Here is a 19564-nt window from a genome sequence, read left to right as displayed (position 1 = left end):
AGACCTCCTTGCGGTTCCCGACCTTCAGCACCGTGACCAACAGCGCATCGCCGTCGATCTGGTAGACGGCCCGCCAGTCGCCGTGGCGGATGCGGCCTTGTCCGCCGCCAAACGCCTTCGCCCAGGGATGCGGGTCATAAGGAGCGGCGGCAAAGGTCTTCAGCTTGTCCCGCAGCCCGGCCGCATCCCCCTTTGGCATGCTCTGAATGGCATCAGACCTAGTCTATGAGACCGTGATATTGTCCAACGCTGATAAATGTGAAATACTTCGCTAATTTTATCCGGTTTATCTAGGTCATGAATAATTGTATTTTCTAAATATTTCATGCGCATTTTCTAGTTCCTTCTTGCATAATTTCAATATTCCTAATCTGACATGGTTTACCGATTGCTCTGTTTTTTGGATGCTAACCAATGATCCGTAATGCTGGATCGTCAGAAAATTTTTTCTATACTCCATCGTGTTTGTGAGACTGCGCGATTTCAGCGAGTCTATTTTGCAAGCCGCCTTTCAGATCCCTCATATTGCGGAAGAAGATGATTGGATAATCTTTTACATCGAACTCCAGCTTGGTTCCATGCTTTGCGATGTAGATAGGTGTCTTGTCTAGGCCGTGGGCGAAACCGGCCTCAAAAAAGACGTTTGGTCGAGCATGTGTCAGATCGGCGATGACAAACTCTGCCGCGCGGATCGATGCCACGATGCGGTCGGTGATGCGCTCATTTGATTGATAATCATCAACACGTTTGGCATTGATGCCGCAGGCGCGGCAAGCTGATTTAATTGCATCAAGCACGTCGTCGAGTTCAGAAATCGTCGGGTCGATCGCCATGGCGATGAATGCCTCGCCCTTTGACACAGAAATTTCCCGATGAGCATTTCTCGTTGTTATTGTTCCTTCATATTTTCCAGAATCGAATTCTTCTTTCATATTTTTTACCAATTTCCGCGCATTTTGGGCTTCATTGTCAATGCTTCCTGCCCAATTTGGCTGCAAATAGAGAAAGCCCGGCGTCGATTCGCCTGAAGGTCGCCACTTGGCGATAAATTCCTCAATTCGGCCAAAATGATACTCTAAATCGTCAAATACCTCATCCGACATATGTTCTGAAATTATGTTTTTAACAGCTTGTGCCATAGGAATCAGAGTGGCAAGCGTCTTGCGTTCCGATTCAGCGGTAGCAAGAATGCTATCGGCACAGGTTCCAATTCTCCGACCGATTGCTGTTTCATTGACTTTCATATTGTCATCCTATTGTATGATTGTTGGCTTTACCGCTGTGGCAGATGTATTGTCTGATGGATGATTTTGCCTCTAATCCCCCGTAATGCACCCATCTTTTTCAATTTTTTTGCGTCGCGACGCTGAAGGTACTCACGCAGTGCCCCATAAATTGTCCCACGATGGACGCAGAACTGGTCTGCCACCTAGCGATTCGCGATTCCGCGCCGTTTTCATGCCAGCCTTGGTTCGTTCAGAAATCAGGTTCCGTTCAAACTCAGCCATGGTCGAGATTACGGTGAATACGAGCTTACCGGTTGCCGTGCTAGTGTCGAGATGTTCGGTCACACTTCGCAGACCGACCTCCGCCTCTTGCAGTTGGTCAACAATAATCAACAGCTCTTTGGTGCTGCGCGCCAGCCGATCTAAACGCCACAAAACCAACACATCACCCGGCTGGCACGCCTTCAAGGTTCCGGCCAGCCCCGACCGATCAGATCGCAAGCCACTGGCCTTGTCCGACCACACGTCGTTCGGCCGAACCCCGGCGGCGGTCAGCGCTGCAAGCTGAAGGTCAAGATTCTGGTCTTTAGTGGACACTTGCGCGTAACCGATCAGATGGGGAGAGTGCTCATTCTGTCGCGTATCCTTCATCCCTTTCACTACCGCATAACGGGACGGGTTTTGCAATAGGCCAACCGAGCGTGGTGGCGTCCGTGCCAAGGTCTCGCGGAAGCGACCGTTTCCACGCAGTGATTCACCTGTGCCTCTTTTCCGATTAGCTTCCTTCGAAATGTATGACTCGGCTGAACAAGCCGTACCTAATCCGCACTTTTGCAAAACCCCGCCATAAAAGGAAGATTTTCCTTTATTCTCCCCCATAAGTCCCCCACTTGTGGAGTTCCGCCATGCCCGTCGATCCCCGCACCCTCACCGAAGACCGTTTCCCCTGCTGGGCCGAAGAACCGCCGGTCCCGTCCGAAGGCTCGCTGGTCCCCGGCTCGCAGTTCCATGAAGAGCAATGGATCATGGCCGCCGGCATGCTGGCGCGCGGCAACAGCTTCCTGCAGGTCTCGCGCGCCATGGGCTGCAGCCGCACCACGCTGTGGCGTGCCTATTACGGCTCAAAGGACTTCCGTCACAGGGTGTGGTGGGAACGTCAGGCGCTGAACCGCGAGGCCGAGCTGCGCCTGTCCTCGATCCGCTCCCTGGTGGCCGAGCAGATCGAGCGGCTGGTCTCCGCCGGTGACCCGGCGACGGTGCGCTGGCTGGCCGAGCGGCTGGGGCTGTTCGCCGGCCTCGACCTCCCGGCGGCCAAGCCGCAGGCCGCCCGGCCCGACCTTGCGTCCGCCCCTGAAACGCCCGCTCCCGGACCCTCCGCCCCCAGGCCCGAAGACCTGCCTGCCGTCACCGTCCCGGAACTCGACGACGATTTCCCCGGCGCGCTTCGCGAGCGCATGCCCCCCGATCCGCACGCCGTCGCCGCCATCCTTGCCCGTCCGGAATCCGCCGGCCCGAAGGGTGTCTTCCCCTGGACCGCCAACCAGTACGAGCACTACCCCAACCTCAACCCCGGCCCGGTGAGCCGCCGCGCCGCCGGTGCCTTCTCCGGTCGCCGGTAGATGGAACATCCGCCGAAACCTGTTCCACGCCGTTCCATCCGCCGCTCCAGCGGTCAGAACCGCACCCCGTCGTCGCCCCCCATCAGATCCAGCGTCGCCAGCGCCATCACCTGGGCCGACTGCACCATGTCGTCGATGCCGACCCATTCGTCGGGCTGGTGCGCGAGGTCGAGGATGCCGGGGCCGTAGGCGATGCAGTCCTTCAACTGGCCGACGCGCACCACATGCTTCTGGTCATAGGTGCCGGGGGAAACCACATGCTGTGCCGGGCGGCCCAGCACCGTTTCGATGGCGGCGGCCACCGCACGCACCACCGGCGCGTCGGCGTCGGTCATCGTCGGCAGGAAGGCCAGCACCTCGCGCAGCTCATACGCGAAGCCGGGGCGGGTGCGGCGCAGATCCTCCAGGATGGCGACGATCTCGCCGCGCACCGCCTCGGGGTCCTCCTCGATCAGGTACCGGCGGTCGATCACCATGCGGCAGCGGTCGGGCACCATCGGACTGGGCAGGCCGTCATGGTCCTCGCGCTGGCCCCCATGGATGGCGTTGATGTTGATGGTGGATTGGCGCGCCCCCTCCGGCACCACCGGCATGTCGGTTCGCTTGGCGGCAAGGCGGGGGATCAGCTCGGTCTCGATCCGGTGCAGCACGGCGCCCATGTGGCGCACCGCGCAGTTGCCGAGGAAGGGCATGGAGCCGTGGGCGACGCGGCCCTTGGTCTCGATCTCCGCCCACCAGACGCCGCGGTGGCCGATGCAGACGCGGTCGACGTTCAGCGGCTCCGGAATGATGACGTGATCGACGCGGGGGCGGGAGAAATAGCCGAGCTTCGCCAAATGCCCGACGCCGCCATAGCCGCCGGATTCCTCGTCCACCGTGCCGGAGATCTCCAGGGCGCCGGCCGTCAGCAGCCCTTCCTCCAGCAACGATTCCACGGCGATGATCGACGCGGCAATGCCGCCCTTCATGTCGCAGGCGCCGCGGCCATAGACCCGGCCGTCCTTCACCTCCCCGCCGAAGGGATCGACGGTCCAGCCCTGGCCGGCCGGCACCACGTCGATGTGGCCGTTGAAATGGACGCAGGGTCCCGGCCGCGGCGCCTCGATGCGGGCGACGACGTTGGTGCGCGGGTAGCAGTCGCTGTCGCCGGCCGCCCCCTCCGCCCGCACATACTCGACATCGAATCCGCGTGCCGCCAGCCGCCGGCCGATCAGCTCGGCGCAGTCGGTATAGACGTCGCCAGGCGGGTTGACGGTGGGGATGCGGATCAGATCCTGGGTCAGCGCGACCAGATCGTCGCGCCGCGACTCGATCCGGCGGAACAGCAGCTTGGTTGCGGCGTCGGTGTCGGAACGCATGGCCTCTCCCGCGGCAAGGACGGGTTCAGTGTCTCCGCAAGCGGATGGTTCGTCCACCCCGCCTTTCGGGGGCCGCCCTGGGGGCCGTTATTGTGCGGCGCACTTTCCCGGGCCGGCCGGGACCGCTACAGTCGCGGCGCCCCTCAGCGGAGAAGCTTCCCATGACCGTCACGCACCCCATCGGGCTGAGCGCCCCGACCCTGGCCGACCCGGTGATCGCCGAGGCCGCGGCCCGCTTCGTCGCCTCCCGCCGCAGCGCGGCCGGCCTTGCCGACTTCCCCGGCCCGCTGCCGGCCGACCTCGCCACCGCCTACGCCATCCAGGCGACGGCGACCGCCTCCTGGCCCGACGAGGTCGCCGGCTGGAAGGTGGCGCGGGTGCCCCCGGCGCTAGAGGAGACGCTGGGCGCCATGCGCTACATCGGCCCGATCTTCGCCCGCACGGTGTCGGCCGCCGATGGCGGGCCGCTGAGCTTCCCGGTCATTCCCGGCGGCTTCGGCGCGGTGGAGGCGGAGTTTGCGGTGCGCATCGCCGCCGACGCCCCCGCCGACAAGCTGGACTACAGCCCGGCGGAGGCCGCCGCCTTCATCGCCGCCGTCCATGCCGCCATCGAGGTGGCCGGCGGACCGCTGGCGCCGGTCAACGCGCTCGGCCCCACCGCCTCGACCTCCGTCTTCGGCAACAACAACGGCCTGATCGTCGGCGAGGAGATCGTCGGCGGCGTCGAGGGCGCCGATGCCCTGCGCGCCGAGGTGCTGATCGACGGCCAGAGCGTCGGCGTCGGCAGCGCCGCCAAGCTGCCGGGCGGCATCGCCGCCGCGGTCGCGGTGGCGCTCGGCATGGCGGCGCGGCTGGGCCGGCCTCTGAAGGCCGGGCAATGGGTCTCCACTGGTGCCCTGACCGGTGTTCACGCCATCGCCTTCGGCCAGCAGGCGCGGGTGACCTTCACCGGGCTGGCGCCGATGTCGGGCACCGCCGTCGCGGCCGGCGCAATCGCCTGACGCAATCCAGGGTATGGCGGCGGTCATGGCCAGCCGCCGCCTTGGTTGAAGCCAAACGGCGGCGGGGATGCTTGAATGGCGGCCCCACTCCAGCCGCCGGAACCGCCGCCTTGTCCCAGTCCAGCCTGTCCCTCGAAGCCGCGGCGACGCGGTTCCTGCCGCCGGTCCAGATCCTGGTCGGGCTGGGACTTGCCGTCGCCGGGGTGATCGCCTTCTCGCTGCGGCCGGTCATCATCAAGCTGGCCTACCGCTACAACGTCGATCCGGTCACGCTGATCATGCTGCGCATGGTCTTCGCGCTGCCCTTCTTCCTGGCCATGGCGCTGTGGTCGAGCGGCCGGAAGGGAGAGCGGGCACCGATCGCCGGCCGCGACCTCGCCCTGACCGTGGTGTTGGGCGTCACCGGCTATTACGCCGCCAGCTTCTGCGATTTCCTGGGCTTGCGCTATGTCTCGGCCGGGATGGGGCGGCTGCTGCTGTTCCTCTACCCGACCATCGTCGTGATCCTGTCGGCCCTGTTCCTCGGCAAGCGGATCGGCCTGCGCGAGGTGGTGGCGCTGGTGGTCTCCTACGCCGGCGTCGCCCTGGTGGTGTGGTCGGAGGTCGGGACCGGCCATCCCGACTTCATGACCGGGGCGGGATTGGTCTTCATGGGCGCCTTCCTCTATTCGATCTATCTGGTCGGCAGCAGCCGGGTGGTGCAGCGGATCGGCTCCATGCGCTTCACCGCCTATGCGATGACGGCGGCCTGCCTGTGCTGCATCCTGCAGTTCCTGGTGCTGCGCCCCCTGTCGGCGCTCGACCTGCCGCTGCCGGTCTATTGGCTGTCGGTGGTGATGTCGGTGGTCTGCACCGTGCTGCCGGTGCTGATGACGGCGGAGGCGCTGCGGCGGGTCGGTCCCAATCTGGTGGCGTTGAGCGGCGCCATCGGCCCGGTCGCTGCCGCTGTCTTCGGCTATCTGGCGCTGGCCGAACCGATGGGCTGGCTCCAGCTGGCCGGTGCCGCCCTGACTGTCGCCGGCGTCATGATCATCAGCCTGTGGAGGACCGCCTGATCCCGCATTTTTCATGGAATAACCGCCGCCCTGCCGCCGTCCCATTCCAAAGCCATTGGGAAAGAGACAAGCGATGACGAACCAAACCACCGCCTACGAGACCGGCGCCGGTGCCGCCACCGCCGGACAGGACGCGCTGCTGCTGGCGGCCCGCGTGCTGCTGGGCGCCATCTTCGTGCAGAGCGGCTTCGGCAAGCTGATGGCACTCGGCGGCTTCATCGCCGGGATGGAGAGCCAGGGCGTGCCGATGGCCACCATCGTCGCCCCCGTCGGCGCGCTGATCGAGGCTTTCGGCGGGCTTGCCATCGTGCTGGGCGCCTGGACCCGGCTGGCTGCGCTGGCGGTCGCGGCCTTCACCGTCGCCGCAACCCTGATCGCCCACCGCTATTGGGACGCCGCACCCGACGCCATGAAGATGCAGCAGATCCAGTTCATGAAGAATCTCGCCATCATCGGCGGCTTCCTGTCGCTGGTGGCGTCGGGGGCCGGGCGCTTCAGCGTCGACGGCTGGCGCGCCCGGCGCTGACCTCACTCGTCATACGCCATCAGCGAGATGCTGGGCACGTCGATGCGGTCGCGGCCGTTCAGGAAGGTCAATTCCACCAGGAAGGCGGCGGCGCGGACGTCGGCGCCGACCTGACGCAGCAGGTTGATCGCGGCCACCATGGTGCCGCCGGTCGCCAGCAGATCGTCCAGCACCACCACGCGCTGGCCGGGCTTCACCGCGTCGGCCTGCACCTCGATGGTGTCGGTGCCGTATTCCAGGTCATAGGAATGGGCGATCTTGTCGCCCGGCAGCTTGCCGTGCTTGCGCACCATGATGAATCCGATGCCAAGCGCCAGCGCCAGCGGGGCGGCGACCAGGAAGCCGCGCGATTCGATCCCGACCAGCAGGTCCGGCTTGTGCGGGCGCACCGCCTCGGCCAGTTCGTCGATGGCGGCCTTCCAGGCGGCGCCGTTCGCCAGCAGGGGCGAGACGTCGTAGAACAGGATGCCGGCCTTCGGGAAATCCGGGACGCCGCGGATATGGTCTTTGAAGTTCATCGGAAGTCTTGCCCGTAAAGAATCGTATGCCGGCATGAACGGCCCGGTCGGCCGCCCGGCACTCTAGCGGCTGCCCACCCCGGCGCAAAGCCGGGAATGGACGCTTTGGCGGTGCCGCCATTTTACCGCATGGGGTTGACCATCCGACGATGCTCCGCCACGTTCCAGGCGCACCGGCCAGACGTACCGGTGAATGTGCGGATGCGTGCGGCGGAGCCTGTGGCTGGGACTTTAGCGAAGCATGGAACGGCGGACGAGGCCCGGATCGATGCCGGTCCGGAGGACGGCGGGTGGCGGATCGCCGCCGCCGGACGCTGGACCCTGGATGCCGCCGCCGCAGCGTCCGATGCGCTCGACCGCGCGCCGAAACCCCAGGAGGGTGCCGCGGTGCGTCTCGACATGGCGCGGGTGGAGGCGCTCGACACCGTCGGCGCCTATCTGCTGAACCGGCTGGCCGACCGGTTGGGAGTGGCGGGCCACACGGTTGCGGTGGTCGGGCTGCGGCCGGACCATGCCGCCCTGTTCGATGCCGTGCGCGATGCCGGCAAGGCGCCGCCCCATCCGATCGAGCGCGAGCATCACCCGATCCTCGACATGATCGTCCGCACCGGCGAGACGACGGTGAGCGCCGCCAAGGAAATCCTCGATCTCGTCGGTTTCCTCGGTCTCGTCACCGTCACCTTCGCGCGGCTGATCCTGCGCCCGTCGCGCCTGCGCCTGACCTCCGTCCTGTTCCACATCGAGCAGACCGGGCTGAACGCTCTGCCGATTCTTGGGCTGCTGTCCTTCCTGATCGGCGTCGTGCTGGCCTTCCAGGGGGCGGACCAGCTGAAGCGCTTTGGGGCGGAGCTGTATGTGGTCAACCTGTTGGGCATCTCCGTCCTGCGCGAGATCGGCATCCTGATGACGGCGATCATCGTCGCCGGCCGTTCCGGCTCCGCCTTCACCGCGCAGATCGGCACCATGAAGGTGAACCAGGAGGTCGACGCCATCGGCACCATGGGCCTCGACCCGGTGGAGCTGCTGGTGGTGCCGCGGGCGCTGGCGCTGATGATCACCCTGCCGCTGCTGGCCTTCTACGCCGACGTGATGGGGCTGTTCGGCGGGGCGGTGATGGCCTACGCCACGCTCGACATCACCTTCGGGCAGTTCATCCGCCAGCTTCACAGCGCGGTCGGCATCAACACGGTGATCGCCGGCCTGATCAAGGCGCCGGTCTTCGCCCTGGTGATCGCCATGGTCGGCTGCTACGAGGGGCTGAAGGTCTCCGGCAGCGCCGAGAGCGTCGGCATCATGACCACCAAAGCGGTGGTGGAGGGCATCTTCCTGGTGATCGTCATCGATGCGGTCTTCTCTGTCCTCTTCTCCATGCTGGGGGTGTGATGGCCGGCACTCCCGTCATCCGCGTGCGTGGGCTGGTCACCCGCTTCGGCCCGCAGACCGTCCATGACGGCCTCGACCTCGACGTCGAGCGGGGGGAGGTGCTGGGCGTCGTCGGCGGCTCCGGCACCGGCAAGTCGGTGCTTCTGAAGGAAATTCTCGGCCTGATCGACCCCGCCGCCGGTCGGATCGAGCTGCTGGGCCACGACACCGCCGAACTGGACCGGGCGGAGCGCACGGCGCTACAGGCCCGCACCGGCGTGCTGTTCCAGAACGGCGCCCTCTTCAGCTCGATGACGGTGGCGGAGAATGTCATGCTGCCGCTGAAGGAGCACACCGAACTGCCGCCGTCGCTGATCGCCGAGGTGGCGCGGGTGAAGATCGCCATGGCCGGCCTGCCGCCCGATGCCGGGACCAAGCACCCGGCGCAACTGTCCGGCGGCATGATCAAGCGCGCCGGTCTGGCCCGCGCGCTGGCGCTCGACCCCGACATCCTGTTCCTGGACGAACCGACCGCCGGCCTCGACCCCATCGGCGCCGCCGCCTTCGACACGCTGATCCAGGGGTTGCAGCGCAGCCTGGGGCTGACCGTCTTCATGGTCACCCACGATCTGGACAGCCTGACCTCCATCTGCGACCGCATCGCCGTGCTGGTCGACAAGAAAATCCGAGTGGGGACTTTGGCCCAGCATCTGGCCGATCCGCACCCGTGGATCCACGATTACTTTCACGGACCGCGCGGCCGCGCGGCTCTCGACGCGAAAGAGCGCAATGACGCTCGGCGACATGAAGAAGACGCCAGGCGTCTTGCGAAAGGGTAGGGGCACGTCATGGAAACCCGCGCCAGCTATATCCTGGTCGGCAGCTTCGTGCTGGCGCTGGTCGCCGGCCTGCTGGTCTTCACCGCCTGGATCGCCAAGGTCCAGCTGGATGAGACGCGCGAGACCTACCGCATCTATTTCACCGGTTCCGTCACCGGGCTGCAGCAGGGAAGCCCGGTGCGCTATCGCGGCGTGCCGGTGGGCACCGTGTCAGACATCCGGCTCGATCCCGACAACGTGACGCGGGTGCGGGTGACGATCGAGGTGCAGAACGGCACGCCGATCATGTCCGATTCCATTGCCTCGCTGGAGGTGCAGGGCATCACCGGCGGCGCCTATGTCCAGATTTCCGGCGGGGCGATGGGGGGCAAGCGGCTGACCGCCACCGATGCCGACGGGGTGCTGACCATTCCGTCGCGGCCCAGTTCGCTGACCGCGGTGGTGGACAGCGCGCCGCAGCTGGTCAACCGCTCGCTGGAGGTCATCACCAAGCTTGGCGAGATGCTGAACGGCGAGAACCAGAAGGCGATCGGCGACATCCTGGCCAACGCCCGCACCATCAGTGCCGAACTCGCCCGTGCCAGCGCCGGTCTGGAGGAAACCATGGCCCAGGCGCGGCGGACACTGAACGGGTTCGAGGCGGTGGGGCCGCAGCTTGACCGCACGCTGGCCCAGACGCACGACACGCTGGCGACGGTGGATGGCACCGCCAAGCAGCTGGGTGGCGAGGCGCGCGAGCTGCTGCGGTCGCTGAAGCGCACGTCGGACACGCTGAACGGCCTCGTCGCCGAAAACCGCGAGCCGGTGCGCGACTTTACCGCCACAGGACTGTATGAACTGACATTGCTGATCACCCAGCTGCGCGATCTGTCGGGTCAGCTGTCGCGGGTGGTCACCCGGATCGAGAACGACCCGTCGAACTTCCTCTTCGGCGGGACGCGGCAGGGCGTGGAGGTGCGTGGGAAATGAAGCGGGCGACGATGGGGCGGGGCGAGGTCACGGGGCCAATGGTGCGCAGGATGTTGGGGGCCGCCCTGCTGCTGGGGCTGGCCGCCTGTTCGACGCTGAACCCGACGGCGCCGCATCTCTACACCCTGACCCCGCAGGCCACCGTAGCCCCCGGCCCCAAGGCCGACTGGCAATTGCTGGTGGAAACGCCGGCGGCTGCGGCGGGGATCGACACGCCGCGCATCGCCCTGGCCCGCACGCCGACCTCGCTTGACTATTTTGCCGACGTGTCCTGGGCCGACCGGGCGCCGAATATGGTGCAGGGGCTGATCGTCCAGACCTTCGAGGACAGCGGCCGCATCGTCTCGGTCGGGCGCGACACGGTGGGGCTGCGCTCCGACTACGTACTGAAGTCGGAACTGCGTGATTTCCAAGCCGAATACGCCACGCCGGGTGCCGCCATGCCCGACCGGGTGCATGTGCGCCTGTCGGCCAAGCTGGTCGCCATGCCGCGCCGGACCATCGAGGCTGGCGAGACCTTCGAGGCGTCGGCACCGGTGCGCGGCCGCTCCTTCACCGACGTGATCACTGCCTTCGACGAAGCGCTGGGCAAGGTCACCGGAGAGTTGGTGACATGGTCGCTGTCGCAGCGTTTCCGCCCTTCCGGCAGCTGAACGGCCAAGCGCAGGCCCGGCTGCAACCGCAGGTGCGGCAATCGAAAAGACCTTGCCACGCCCGCATAGCCGCGTACGTAATAGGGGTGTTCGCGCAGCGCAGGATCGGGCGATGACGGATTTGTCGGACGTGTCCCGGGAAGAGTTGGAGGCGATGGCCGAGGCGGGACGCGAGGTGCGCCTGTGCCAGCGCGTCCTGGCCAAGACCGGCGACACGGTGGTGGGGGAGCTTCTGCGCGGCCACGGCACGCTGTACGAGTGGAAGCATTATCCGCCGGGTGACGTCTACGACGCCGAATTCCATGCCCAGTATTACTATCACTGCCATCCCGAAGGCGAACGGCCCAATGGGGAGCATGGGCATTTCCACACCTTCCTGCGCCCGCACGGCATGCCGCCGGGCCTGCGGCCGGCGCCGCTGGCCGATTTCTCGGCCCCGGACAACGACAATGACGCGTTGTCCCACCTGATCGGCATCGCCATGGATGTGGCCGGCCAGCCGGTTCGGCTCTTCACCACCAACCGTTGGGTGACCGGGGAGACCTGGTACAAGTCCGACGACGTGATCGCCATGCTCGACGCTTTCGAGATCGACCATGCCCGGCCATCCTGGCCGGCCAACCGCTGGATCACCGCGATGATGCGGCTGTTCCGCCCGACCATCGTCGAATTGCTGCGCGACCGCGACGCCGCCATCCGGCGCTGGGCGGAAAGCCATCCCGACGCCTATGTCTACGAAGACCGCGGGTTGGAGGTCGCCTCGCAGCGCCACATCTCGGTGGAGGAGCAGATCGCCACGGTGGCACTGCATCTGCGCGGGGCACGGCGACGCCGGCCGATCCTGCCGGAGCCGCCCAGCTTCGTCGGGATGCCGTGAGTCGCTCCTTCTCCTGCGGACTTATGGCCAAAGGCCAAGGGCTTATGACCGCAGGGCGTTAAGGAAGGTTCAACCGTTTCGGAAGATCCTTGACGGTGTGGACAAGTCTCCGCCCACATTCGCGCGGGTTTTGCGTTCCGCGACCCCTATGGAGACGGACCAGGGCAGGAAGGGTCCGGCACCCATGAGTGACGGTTTCAAGTCGGGTCATCTGACCCAACAGGACGTGGCGCGGCTTCTGGCCGACCCGTCGCCGAACAGCCGGACCGATCTGGCCGCCAAGCTGGCTCAGCAGTTCGACAGCCCGGAGCTGTCGCAGTCGGAGCGTATGCTGGCGGAGGACATCATCCGCGTGATGGTCACGGACACGGTCCTGCGTGTCCGTCAGACCCTGGCCGAGAATCTGAAATCCAGCCCGTCCCTGCCGCGCGACGTCGCCCTGACCCTTGCCCGCGATGTGGAGGCGGTGGCGATCCCGGTGTTGAGCGTCTCCACCGTGCTGACCCCGGCCGATCTGGTCGAGATCGTGCGGACCGGTGCGGAGGCGAAGAGCACCGCCATCGCCCAACGCCCGACCGTGCCGGCCGTGGTCGCCGACGCGCTGATCGAAAGCGGGTCCGAACACGCGGTCGCGGCGCTGGTCGCCAACGAGGGGGCGGAACTCGGCGAGCAGAGCCTGGGCCGCGTCATCGACCGCTTCGGCGCCAGCGAGGCGGTGCAGGACCCGCTGGTCCACCGCTCCAAGCTGCCGATCACCATCGCCGAACGTCTGGTCGCCGTCGTGTCGGAACGGCTGCGCCAACATCTGGTCTCGCACCACGAACTGCCGTCGAAGGTCGCGTCGGAACTGATCCTGCAAAGCCGTGAACGGGCGACCGTCGCCCTGTTCACCGGCGAAAGCGACGAAGGGGCGCTGGACCGTCTGGTGACTCAGCTTGCCCGCACCGGCCGCCTGACGCCGTCGCTGCTGGTCCGCTCGCTGTGCACCGGCGACATCGCCTTCTTCGAGATGGCGATGTCGCGCATGGCGAATGTGCCGCTGACCAACGCCCGTCTGCTGATCCACGATGCCGGACGGCTGGGGCTGAAGTCGCTGTATGACAAGGCGAAGCTGCCGCCGGCCCTGCTGCCGGCCTGCCGCATTGCCATCGACGTGCTGAAGGAAACTCCCTATGACGGCGAACCCGGCGACCGCGAGCGTCACCGCCGCCGCGTCATCGAGCGCATCCTGACCCAGTACGAGGATCTGGCGCCGGAAGATTTGGAGTTCCTGCTGGCGAAGCTGGGCGACATGATGCAGCCGGAAAACGCCGCGGCGTGACCGATCCGATCTTCTTCGCCGAGCCGGCCCCACCGCCGGGAGGTGGCCCGGCCGACATTGTCCGCCGGTTGGAACGCCGCATCGCCGAGTTGGAAGGCGCACTGCGCCAGAGCGAGGCACGGGCCGGGGAGGCGCGCTTCCGCTCCCTCCTGCGCACGGCTGCCAGCATCATCCTCGTGCTGGGAGACGATGGCCGCGTGCTGGAGGCCAACCGTGATGCCGAACGCGCCTTCGGGCTGGAGGCCGGCACCGCCATCGGCCGCCCCTGGACCGAGATGATGGGGGAGCAGCCGGCCGGCGCCTTCGCCGCCCAGCTCAAGGTCGCCGCCGAGGGGATGGAGGTCCGCAATTTCGAGCAGGCCCTGCGCGAGCAGGACTGCATGAGCGAGCGGGTGCTTCTGTGGAACCTGAACCGATTGCCGGAGGCCGACGGCGCGCCGGCGGGCATTCTCTGCGTCGGCCAGGACATCACCCGGCGCAAGCGGGCGGAATTGGCTCTGCGTCAGGCCCGCGACGAGCTGGAGATGCGGGTGGCGGAGCGTACCCGCGCTTTGATGCAGGAGGTCCAGGAACGCCGCCGTGCCGAGCAGGCGCTGATCCAGGCCAAGGAACAGGCCGAACTCGCCAACCGCGCCAAGAGCGAGTTCCTCGCCAATATGAGTCACGAGCTGCGCACGCCGCTGAACGCCATCATCGGCTTTTCCTCGATGATGGAGAGCGAGATCGTCGGGCCGCTCGGCCATCCCAAATACCTCGACTATGCCAAGGTGATCGGCAAGTCGAGCCAGCATCTGCTGGCGGTCATCAGCGACATCCTGGACGTCGCCAAGATCGAGGCCGGCAAGCTGGAAATGCATCCGCAGCCGATCGACGTGCGTGACGCCGTGGAAAGCTCGCTTCTGCTGATCGCCGAACGGGCGGAGGAAGGTGGGCTGACCCTGATCCAGGACATCGCCCCCGAAACGCCCCGCCTGCTGGGCGATCCGGTGCGGGTGAAGCAGATCCTGCTGAACCTACTGACCAACGCGGTGAAGTTCACCCCCAACGGCGGCAGCGTCGCCCTGCGGGTTCGGCCGGAATGCGGCCGCATCCTGATCGAAGTGGCCGACAGTGGCATTGGCATGAATGCGGACGGCATCGCCGTCGCCCTGCAACCCTTCGGTCAGGTCGACAGCCAACTGTCCCGCCGCTCAGGCGGCACCGGGCTGGGCCTGCCGCTGGTGCGGTCCTTCGTCGATCTGCTGAACGGCACGCTGGACATCCGCAGCCGCGAGGGGGAAGGCACGACGGTCAGCGTACGGCTTCCGGTGGCGCCGCCCTACGACGGGGAATAATCAGGGAATGACATGTTCATGAGGCAGGGACCGGTTGCGCAGGACGGCGACCGGCAGGATGAACCGTTGTCGGTCGCGATGGTGTTCGGGATTTCCGGAGTCGATCCGCTGGAATGGGATGCCTGTGCCGCCGGCAAGGGGCCGTTCCTGCGCCATGCCTATCTGAGCGCGGCTGAAGACAGCGGACTGGCCGGCCCGGACAATGGCTGGCGCCCCGCCCATATGATCGTAAGGAATGCGTCTGGCCGGACGGTTGGCGCAGCGCCCCTCTACCTGCGCGACCGGTCCACGGACGAGTTCTGGCCCGATCAGGCCTGGGTCGACGGCTTTCAGGCCTCGGGCGGTCGCTATTTTCCGAAGCTGGTCATGGAGGTCCCCTACACGCCGGTGACCGGCGCGCGGATTTTGCTGCGGGAGGGAGCGCCGTCCCGCGTTGCCGATGCGATGATCGGGTCGATGCGTTCGCTGGCCCACAATCATGGCCTGTCTTCCATCCATGTGAGCTTTCCGGATGAGGAAGACCGTGCCCGTTTCGAGGAGGCGGGATGGTTGACCCGCCATGCCGTCGATTACGAGTGGCGGAACGCGGGATATGGCGACTTCGCCGATTTCACCGCCGCCCTGTCGAGCCGTCGGCGCAGCGTGATGCTGTGGGAACGCCGCAAGATCATCGAGAGCGGAGTACGCATCCGCGACGTGCCGGGCAGCCGGGTCGGGGAGGCCGATGTCGTGGTGTTCCTGGATTTGCTGGCCGACCTCCATGCCCGCAAGGGACGGCGCCAAGCGCTGACCTTTGATTTCATCATGCGGCTCTGCGCCGCTTTCGGTGACACCATTACATTGACTTTCGCAGAAATAGGCGGTGATACGATTGGCGCCTTGCTGACCATGGAAGGAGATGGCTGCCTCTATGTCAGAAACTGGGGGGCGAGGGAGGGCGCGCAGCTGGTCCATTTCGAGATCTGCTATTACCGCACTGTCGAGCGGGCGATCGCCCGGGGTTTGAACCGGGTGGACGGCGGGCGCGGCGGCCCGCACAAGCTGGCGCGAGGGTTCCTGCCGAAACTCTCCCATGCCTGCCACTGGTTCCTGCACACCAACATGCGCCGCGCGGTGGCGGAAGGGCTGGAACTGTACAACGCCAAGGTTCTCGCCGCCTTCGCGCAGGAGCAGGCCCGCTCGCCGTTCCGCCGGCACGCCGGCCGATAGCCGCTTGCACGGTGCGGCACGGGGGGCCACTTTGCCTCTTTGAATAGGCGACAGGCGGAGTGGGACATGACGGTCAGCCGGGCAGTGGGGCGGGATGATCTGAAGACGCGCATCGGGCAGGCGCTGGGTGAGGCGAAGGCCGATCTGGTCATCAAGAACACGCGCTTTCTCAACGTCGTCACCGGCGAGATCGCCGAGGGCGACATCGCCGTTTGCGGCGAGGTCATCGTCGGTACCTACGAGTCCTATGACGGGGTCGAGGAGATCGACGGGCGCGGCCTGACCGTGGTTCCGGGCTTCATCGACACTCATGTCCATTGCGAATCCACCTGCGTCACCCCGCAGGAGTTCGACCGCTGCGTCCTGCCCCGCGGCACCACCACCGCCATTTGCGATCCGCACGAGATTTGCAATGTGCTGGGCGAGCAGGGCCTCAGCTATTTCCTCGACAGTGCCGGGGGTACGGCGCTCGACCTGTTCGTGCAGCTGTCCTCCTGCGTCCCGGCGACGGAACTGGAGACGTCGGGCGCCCGGCTGGAGGCGCCGGACCTGATCCGCCACATGGATCATCCGCGCGTGCTGGGGCTGGCGGAATTCATGAATTTTCCCGGCGTCTTCCACAAGGTGGACGGGGTGCTGGACAAGCTGGCGGCATTCGACGGGCGCCACATCGACGGCCACGCCCCGCTGGTGTCGGGGAAGGAGCTGAACGCCTATCTCTCCTGCGGCATCCGCAACTGCCACGAGACGACCAGCGCCGCAGAAGCGATGGAGAAGCTGCGCAAGGGCATGCAGGTGCTGATCCGCGACGGATCGGTGTCGAAGGACGTCCATGCCCTGGCCGAAGTCATCGGACCGGAAACCTCGCCCTTCCTCGGCTTCTGCACCGACGACCGCAACCCGCTGGACATCGCGGAGGAGGGGCACATGGATCACCTGATCCGCAGCGCCATCCGCCTCGGCGCCCCGGTCGCCCATGTCTATCGCGCCGCCACATGGTCGGCCGCCCGCGGCTTCCGCCTGTACGACCGCGGACTGGTGGCGCCGGGGCATCGCGCCGATCTGGTCCTGCTGGACGATCTGGAGGACTGCGCGGTCAACCGCGTCATCCGCAACGGCAAGATCGTCGGGCCGCACAGCTTCGACGGTCGCACGGCGGTGACGCCGGTAGGCCTCGATTCGGTGAAGCTGGAGCCGGTTGCCGAGGAGGATTTCGCCGTGCCGGCCGGTGGTTCGGTCCAGTCGGTGATCGGGCTGGAGCCGGGCAAGATCCTGACCGAACACCGGCGGATCGAGGTGCCCGTGGTGGGCGGCCGGATGGTGGCCGATCCGTCGCGCGACCTGTTGAAAATCTGCGTCTTCGCCCGCCACGGCAGCAACCGCAACATCGGCCGCGGCTTTGTCCAGGGCTTCGGTTTCGCGGAGGGGGCGCTGGCCTCGTCGGTCGGCCATGACAGCCACAACATCTGCGTGGTCGGGGCGAGCGACGCCGACATGCGCGTCGCGGTCAACCGCCTGATCGAACTGCAGGGCGGCTTCGTCGCCGTGCGCAATGGGCAGGTGGTCGGCGAATTGGCCCTGCCTCTGGCCGGGCTGATGAGCCTGGAGCCGTTCGAGACGGTGGAGGTGAAGCTGCGCTCCCTGCGCGCCGCCGTCCGCGCCATGGGCTGTCCGCTTGCCGAGCCCTTCCTGCAACTGGCCTTCCTTCCCCTGCCGGTCATCCCGCACCTGAAGATCACCGACCGCGGCATGGTCGATGTGGATCGTTTCGAGCTGATTGCCGCCTGATTGGGCGGCCTGCCCGTAAAAGCGGCATCGGCCCGGGTAATGGGCGGTTGGAATTTGGCCTCGCGCTGATTGGCACCGACGACGAAATGGCCGTGAAACCTGGGAAAGCCCGTTCTCTGCAAGGAGCGCGGGCTTTCCATGCCTGAATTTGCGACCCTGAAATTTAGGCCGATTGCCGTCCCGCCTCTGGCATGGGCTTTGCCACGACGACACATAATCTGTTGTTCGTCATCGAGCGAGCCCGATCAGCCATGACCCATCTGGCCCCGGTGATCCACCACTCCCACAGCCTGCTGCCGGTCCGGCCGCCGGAAACCGTGTCGATGCGGACGCGGGACGGCGTGCGGCTGGATGCCGATCTCTACCGGCCCGACGCGGCCGGCACATGGCCGGTGCTTCTCCTGCGCGTCCCCTGCGGCCGGCGCACCGCACTGACCAGCCACTACGCCCATCCGCGCTGGTATGCGGCGCGCGGCTATGTGGTGGTGGTGCAGGACATGCGCGGCTGCGGCACCTCCGACGGCCGCTTCCGTCCCTTCGAGGCGGAGCGGGAGGATGGGGCCGATGCCGTTGCCTGGGCCGCCTCCCTGCCGGGATCGTCGGGATCTGTGGCGATGTACGGCTGCGGCTATGCCGGAATGGCGCAATGGCTGGCATTGGCGGAAGCGCCCTCGGCCCTGCGTGCGGTGGCGCCGGCCTTCGCCGGGTGGGACGTCTTTTCCGACTGGGCCTATGAGGGCGGGGCTTTCCGGTTGGCCGACGCCATGGGCTGGGCCCTGCGCACCGCGGCCGACGCCGCGCGGCGGGTCGAGGACGGAACCGGGCACCGGCTGCTGACGGACGCGGCGCGCAGCCTGCCCATCGACGACGAGATCCCGTCGCGGCCGCAGGCCCTGCGCGACTACGCCCGCTACACCCATTACGACGACTGGTTGACCAATCCGGTGCCCGGCCCGTCCTGGGCCGCGCTGTCGCCCAAGACGATGCAGGACGCCATGCCGGCCGACGTGTCGGTCCTGCAGATCGGCGGCTGGTACGACCCGCGTCTGGCCGGCATGCTGGATGCCCATGATCGTTTCGCCGCGAGCCAGAGGGCGCCGGTGCGGCTGGTCGTCGGCCCCTGGAGCGCCGATGGACCCGCCGCCGCGCCGGGACAGGCGCCGACGCTCGACACGCTGCAACTGGCGTGGTTCGACCGGGTGCTGAAGGGCGAGGGAGGCGACCGCGGCGGTCCGGTCCGCCTGCATGATGTCGAAACCGGACGCTGGCACGACCTGTCCAACCTGTCGGCGGCCAAAGCTGTCCTGCATCTGGCCAGCGACGGCCTCGCCAACCGTCAGGGGGGGCGGCTGGAGTTGGAAATGCCCGATCTGGAGGCGCTCGACGTGGTGGTGCACGACCCGCGCACGCCGGTGCCGACGGTGGGTGGCCATGCGGCGCCGGATGCCGCCGGGCGTCCCGACCGCGCCACCGTCGACCGCCGCCCGGACGTCGCGACCTACACCAGCCTGCCGCTGGACGAGCCGCTGATGCTGGCCGGGCGGGTGGCGCTGGATGTGTGGGTGGAGGCCGATGCGCCATCCTTCGATGTCAGCGCCGTTCTGTCGGTCCTGAGGCCCGACGGGCAGGTGCTGCCGTTGACCCAGGGCCATGCGCGGGTGGAACCGGGCGATCCGACCCGTCCGCTGACCATCGCCATGCGGGCGGCCTGCGCCACGCTCGCGCCGGGATCAGCCTTGCGCCTCAGCCTTGCCGGGTCCTGTTTCCCGGCCTATCCGGTCAATCCCGGCACCGGGGCGGAGCCGGGCGAGACCCGCCGCGTCGATGCGCTGCCGATCACCCTGCTGATCCACAGCGGTCCAGACCGGCCGTCGCGCCTGCGCCTGCCGGCCGGACCGGCGGTTTTGGG

The 19564-nt window shown here is 66.6% G+C and carries 19 protein-coding genes; 14 read left to right on the top strand and 5 right to left on the bottom strand.

All coding sequences use genetic code 11. The features are described 5' to 3' along the window. The 3 genes from TSH20_RS10290 to TSH20_RS10280 form a co-directional block, all read right to left on the bottom strand. Positions 1-199 (bottom strand): type II toxin-antitoxin system RelE/ParE family toxin (locus TSH20_RS10290; RefSeq protein WP_109074637.1); only part of this gene is annotated, 199 nt, incomplete at its 3' end. 250 nt (positions 200-449) lie between these two features. Then, positions 450-1244, bottom strand: coding sequence for a hypothetical protein (locus TSH20_RS34600; protein ID WP_146205484.1), 795 nt, complete (start codon positions 1242-1244; stop codon positions 450-452). A gap of 132 nt (positions 1245-1376) precedes the next feature. Next, positions 1377-1877 (bottom strand): recombinase family protein, encoded by a 501-nt coding sequence (locus TSH20_RS10280; protein WP_109074635.1) that lies wholly within the window; start codon positions 1875-1877, stop codon positions 1377-1379. 254 nt (positions 1878-2131) lie between these two features. Here TSH20_RS10280 and TSH20_RS10275 point away from each other — a divergent pair, with 254 nt between their 5' ends. Continuing rightward, positions 2132-2845 (top strand): hypothetical protein, encoded by a 714-nt coding sequence (locus TSH20_RS10275; RefSeq protein WP_109074634.1) that lies wholly within the window; start codon positions 2132-2134, stop codon positions 2843-2845. A 53-nt stretch (positions 2846-2898) separates the two neighbouring features. Here TSH20_RS10275 and TSH20_RS10270 read toward each other — a convergent pair whose 3' ends face one another. Beyond that, positions 2899-4203 carry an acetylornithine deacetylase/succinyl-diaminopimelate desuccinylase family protein gene (locus TSH20_RS10270; RefSeq protein ID WP_109074633.1) on the bottom strand — a complete coding sequence of 435 codons (1305 nt, stop codon included), beginning with the start codon at positions 4201-4203 and terminating at the stop codon, positions 2899-2901. 161 nt (positions 4204-4364) lie between these two features. On the opposite strand from TSH20_RS10270, the gene TSH20_RS10265 reads away from it, so the two are divergent. From TSH20_RS10265 to TSH20_RS10255, 3 genes are all read left to right on the top strand, one after another. Beyond that, the gene (locus tag TSH20_RS10265) at positions 4365-5204 is read left to right on the top strand and encodes a 2-keto-4-pentenoate hydratase (RefSeq protein ID WP_109074632.1); all 840 of its coding nucleotides are present in this window, start codon (positions 4365-4367) and stop codon (positions 5202-5204) included. A gap of 110 nt (positions 5205-5314) precedes the next feature. After that, positions 5315-6259 (top strand): DMT family transporter, encoded by a 945-nt coding sequence (locus TSH20_RS10260; protein WP_247871691.1) that lies wholly within the window; start codon positions 5315-5317, stop codon positions 6257-6259. 73 nt (positions 6260-6332) lie between these two features. Then, on the top strand, positions 6333-6785 hold the full coding sequence (locus tag TSH20_RS10255) for a DoxX family protein (protein ID WP_109074630.1): 453 nt from the start codon (positions 6333-6335) through the stop codon (positions 6783-6785). 2 nt (positions 6786-6787) lie between these two features. Here TSH20_RS10255 and TSH20_RS10250 read toward each other — a convergent pair whose 3' ends face one another. Further along, positions 6788-7303, bottom strand: a complete 516-nt coding sequence (locus TSH20_RS10250; protein WP_109074629.1) for an adenine phosphoribosyltransferase — start codon at positions 7301-7303, stop codon at positions 6788-6790. A gap of 219 nt (positions 7304-7522) precedes the next feature. Between TSH20_RS10250 and TSH20_RS10245 the strand changes: the two genes are divergently transcribed. The 10 genes from TSH20_RS10245 to TSH20_RS10200 form a co-directional block, all read left to right on the top strand. Beyond that, a complete protein-coding gene (locus TSH20_RS10245; protein WP_247871692.1) occupies positions 7523-8686 on the top strand; it encodes an MlaE family lipid ABC transporter permease subunit in 1164 nt (387 codons plus the stop codon). Beyond that, complete coding sequence (locus TSH20_RS10240) at positions 8686-9504, top strand: ABC transporter ATP-binding protein (RefSeq protein WP_109074640.1); 819 nt, start codon at positions 8686-8688, stop codon at positions 9502-9504. Before TSH20_RS10245 ends, TSH20_RS10240 begins: the two co-directional genes overlap by 1 nt. 9 nt (positions 9505-9513) lie before the next feature. After that, positions 9514-10473: an MlaD family protein gene (locus tag TSH20_RS10235; protein WP_109074627.1), complete on the top strand. Its 960-nt coding sequence runs from the start codon at positions 9514-9516 to the stop codon at positions 10471-10473. Positions 10474-10511: 38 nt separating this feature from the next. After that, the gene (locus TSH20_RS10230; RefSeq protein WP_247874457.1) at positions 10512-11126 is read left to right on the top strand and encodes an ABC-type transport auxiliary lipoprotein family protein; all 615 of its coding nucleotides are present in this window, start codon (positions 10512-10514) and stop codon (positions 11124-11126) included. Positions 11127-11238: 112 nt separating this feature from the next. Then, on the top strand, positions 11239-12003 hold the full coding sequence (locus tag TSH20_RS10225) for a hypothetical protein (protein ID WP_109074626.1): 765 nt from the start codon (positions 11239-11241) through the stop codon (positions 12001-12003). Positions 12004-12187: 184 nt separating this feature from the next. Beyond that, positions 12188-13324 carry a DUF2336 domain-containing protein gene (locus tag TSH20_RS10220; RefSeq protein ID WP_109074625.1) on the top strand — a complete coding sequence of 379 codons (1137 nt, stop codon included), beginning with the start codon at positions 12188-12190 and terminating at the stop codon, positions 13322-13324. After that, positions 13321-14658, top strand: coding sequence for a PAS domain-containing sensor histidine kinase (locus TSH20_RS10215; protein ID WP_247871694.1), 1338 nt, complete (start codon positions 13321-13323; stop codon positions 14656-14658). Before TSH20_RS10220 ends, TSH20_RS10215 begins: the two co-directional genes overlap by 4 nt. 18 nt (positions 14659-14676) lie before the next feature. Further along, the gene (locus tag TSH20_RS10210) at positions 14677-15867 is read left to right on the top strand and encodes a GNAT family N-acetyltransferase (RefSeq protein WP_158281979.1); all 1191 of its coding nucleotides are present in this window, start codon (positions 14677-14679) and stop codon (positions 15865-15867) included. 66 nt (positions 15868-15933) lie between these two features. Next, positions 15934-17655, top strand: a complete 1722-nt coding sequence (gene ade, locus TSH20_RS10205; RefSeq protein ID WP_109074623.1) for an adenine deaminase — start codon at positions 15934-15936, stop codon at positions 17653-17655. Positions 17656-17906: 251 nt separating this feature from the next. After that, the coding region (locus TSH20_RS10200) for a CocE/NonD family hydrolase (RefSeq protein ID WP_109074622.1) at positions 17907-19564 on the top strand (1658 nt) is incomplete at its 3' end.

The sequence above is a fragment of the Azospirillum sp. TSH20 genome (assembly GCF_003115935.1).
Lineage (GTDB): Bacteria > Pseudomonadota > Alphaproteobacteria > Azospirillales > Azospirillaceae > Azospirillum.
Note: the sequence above shows the minus strand (reverse complement) of the source record. Positions and strands in the feature narration are given on the sequence as shown.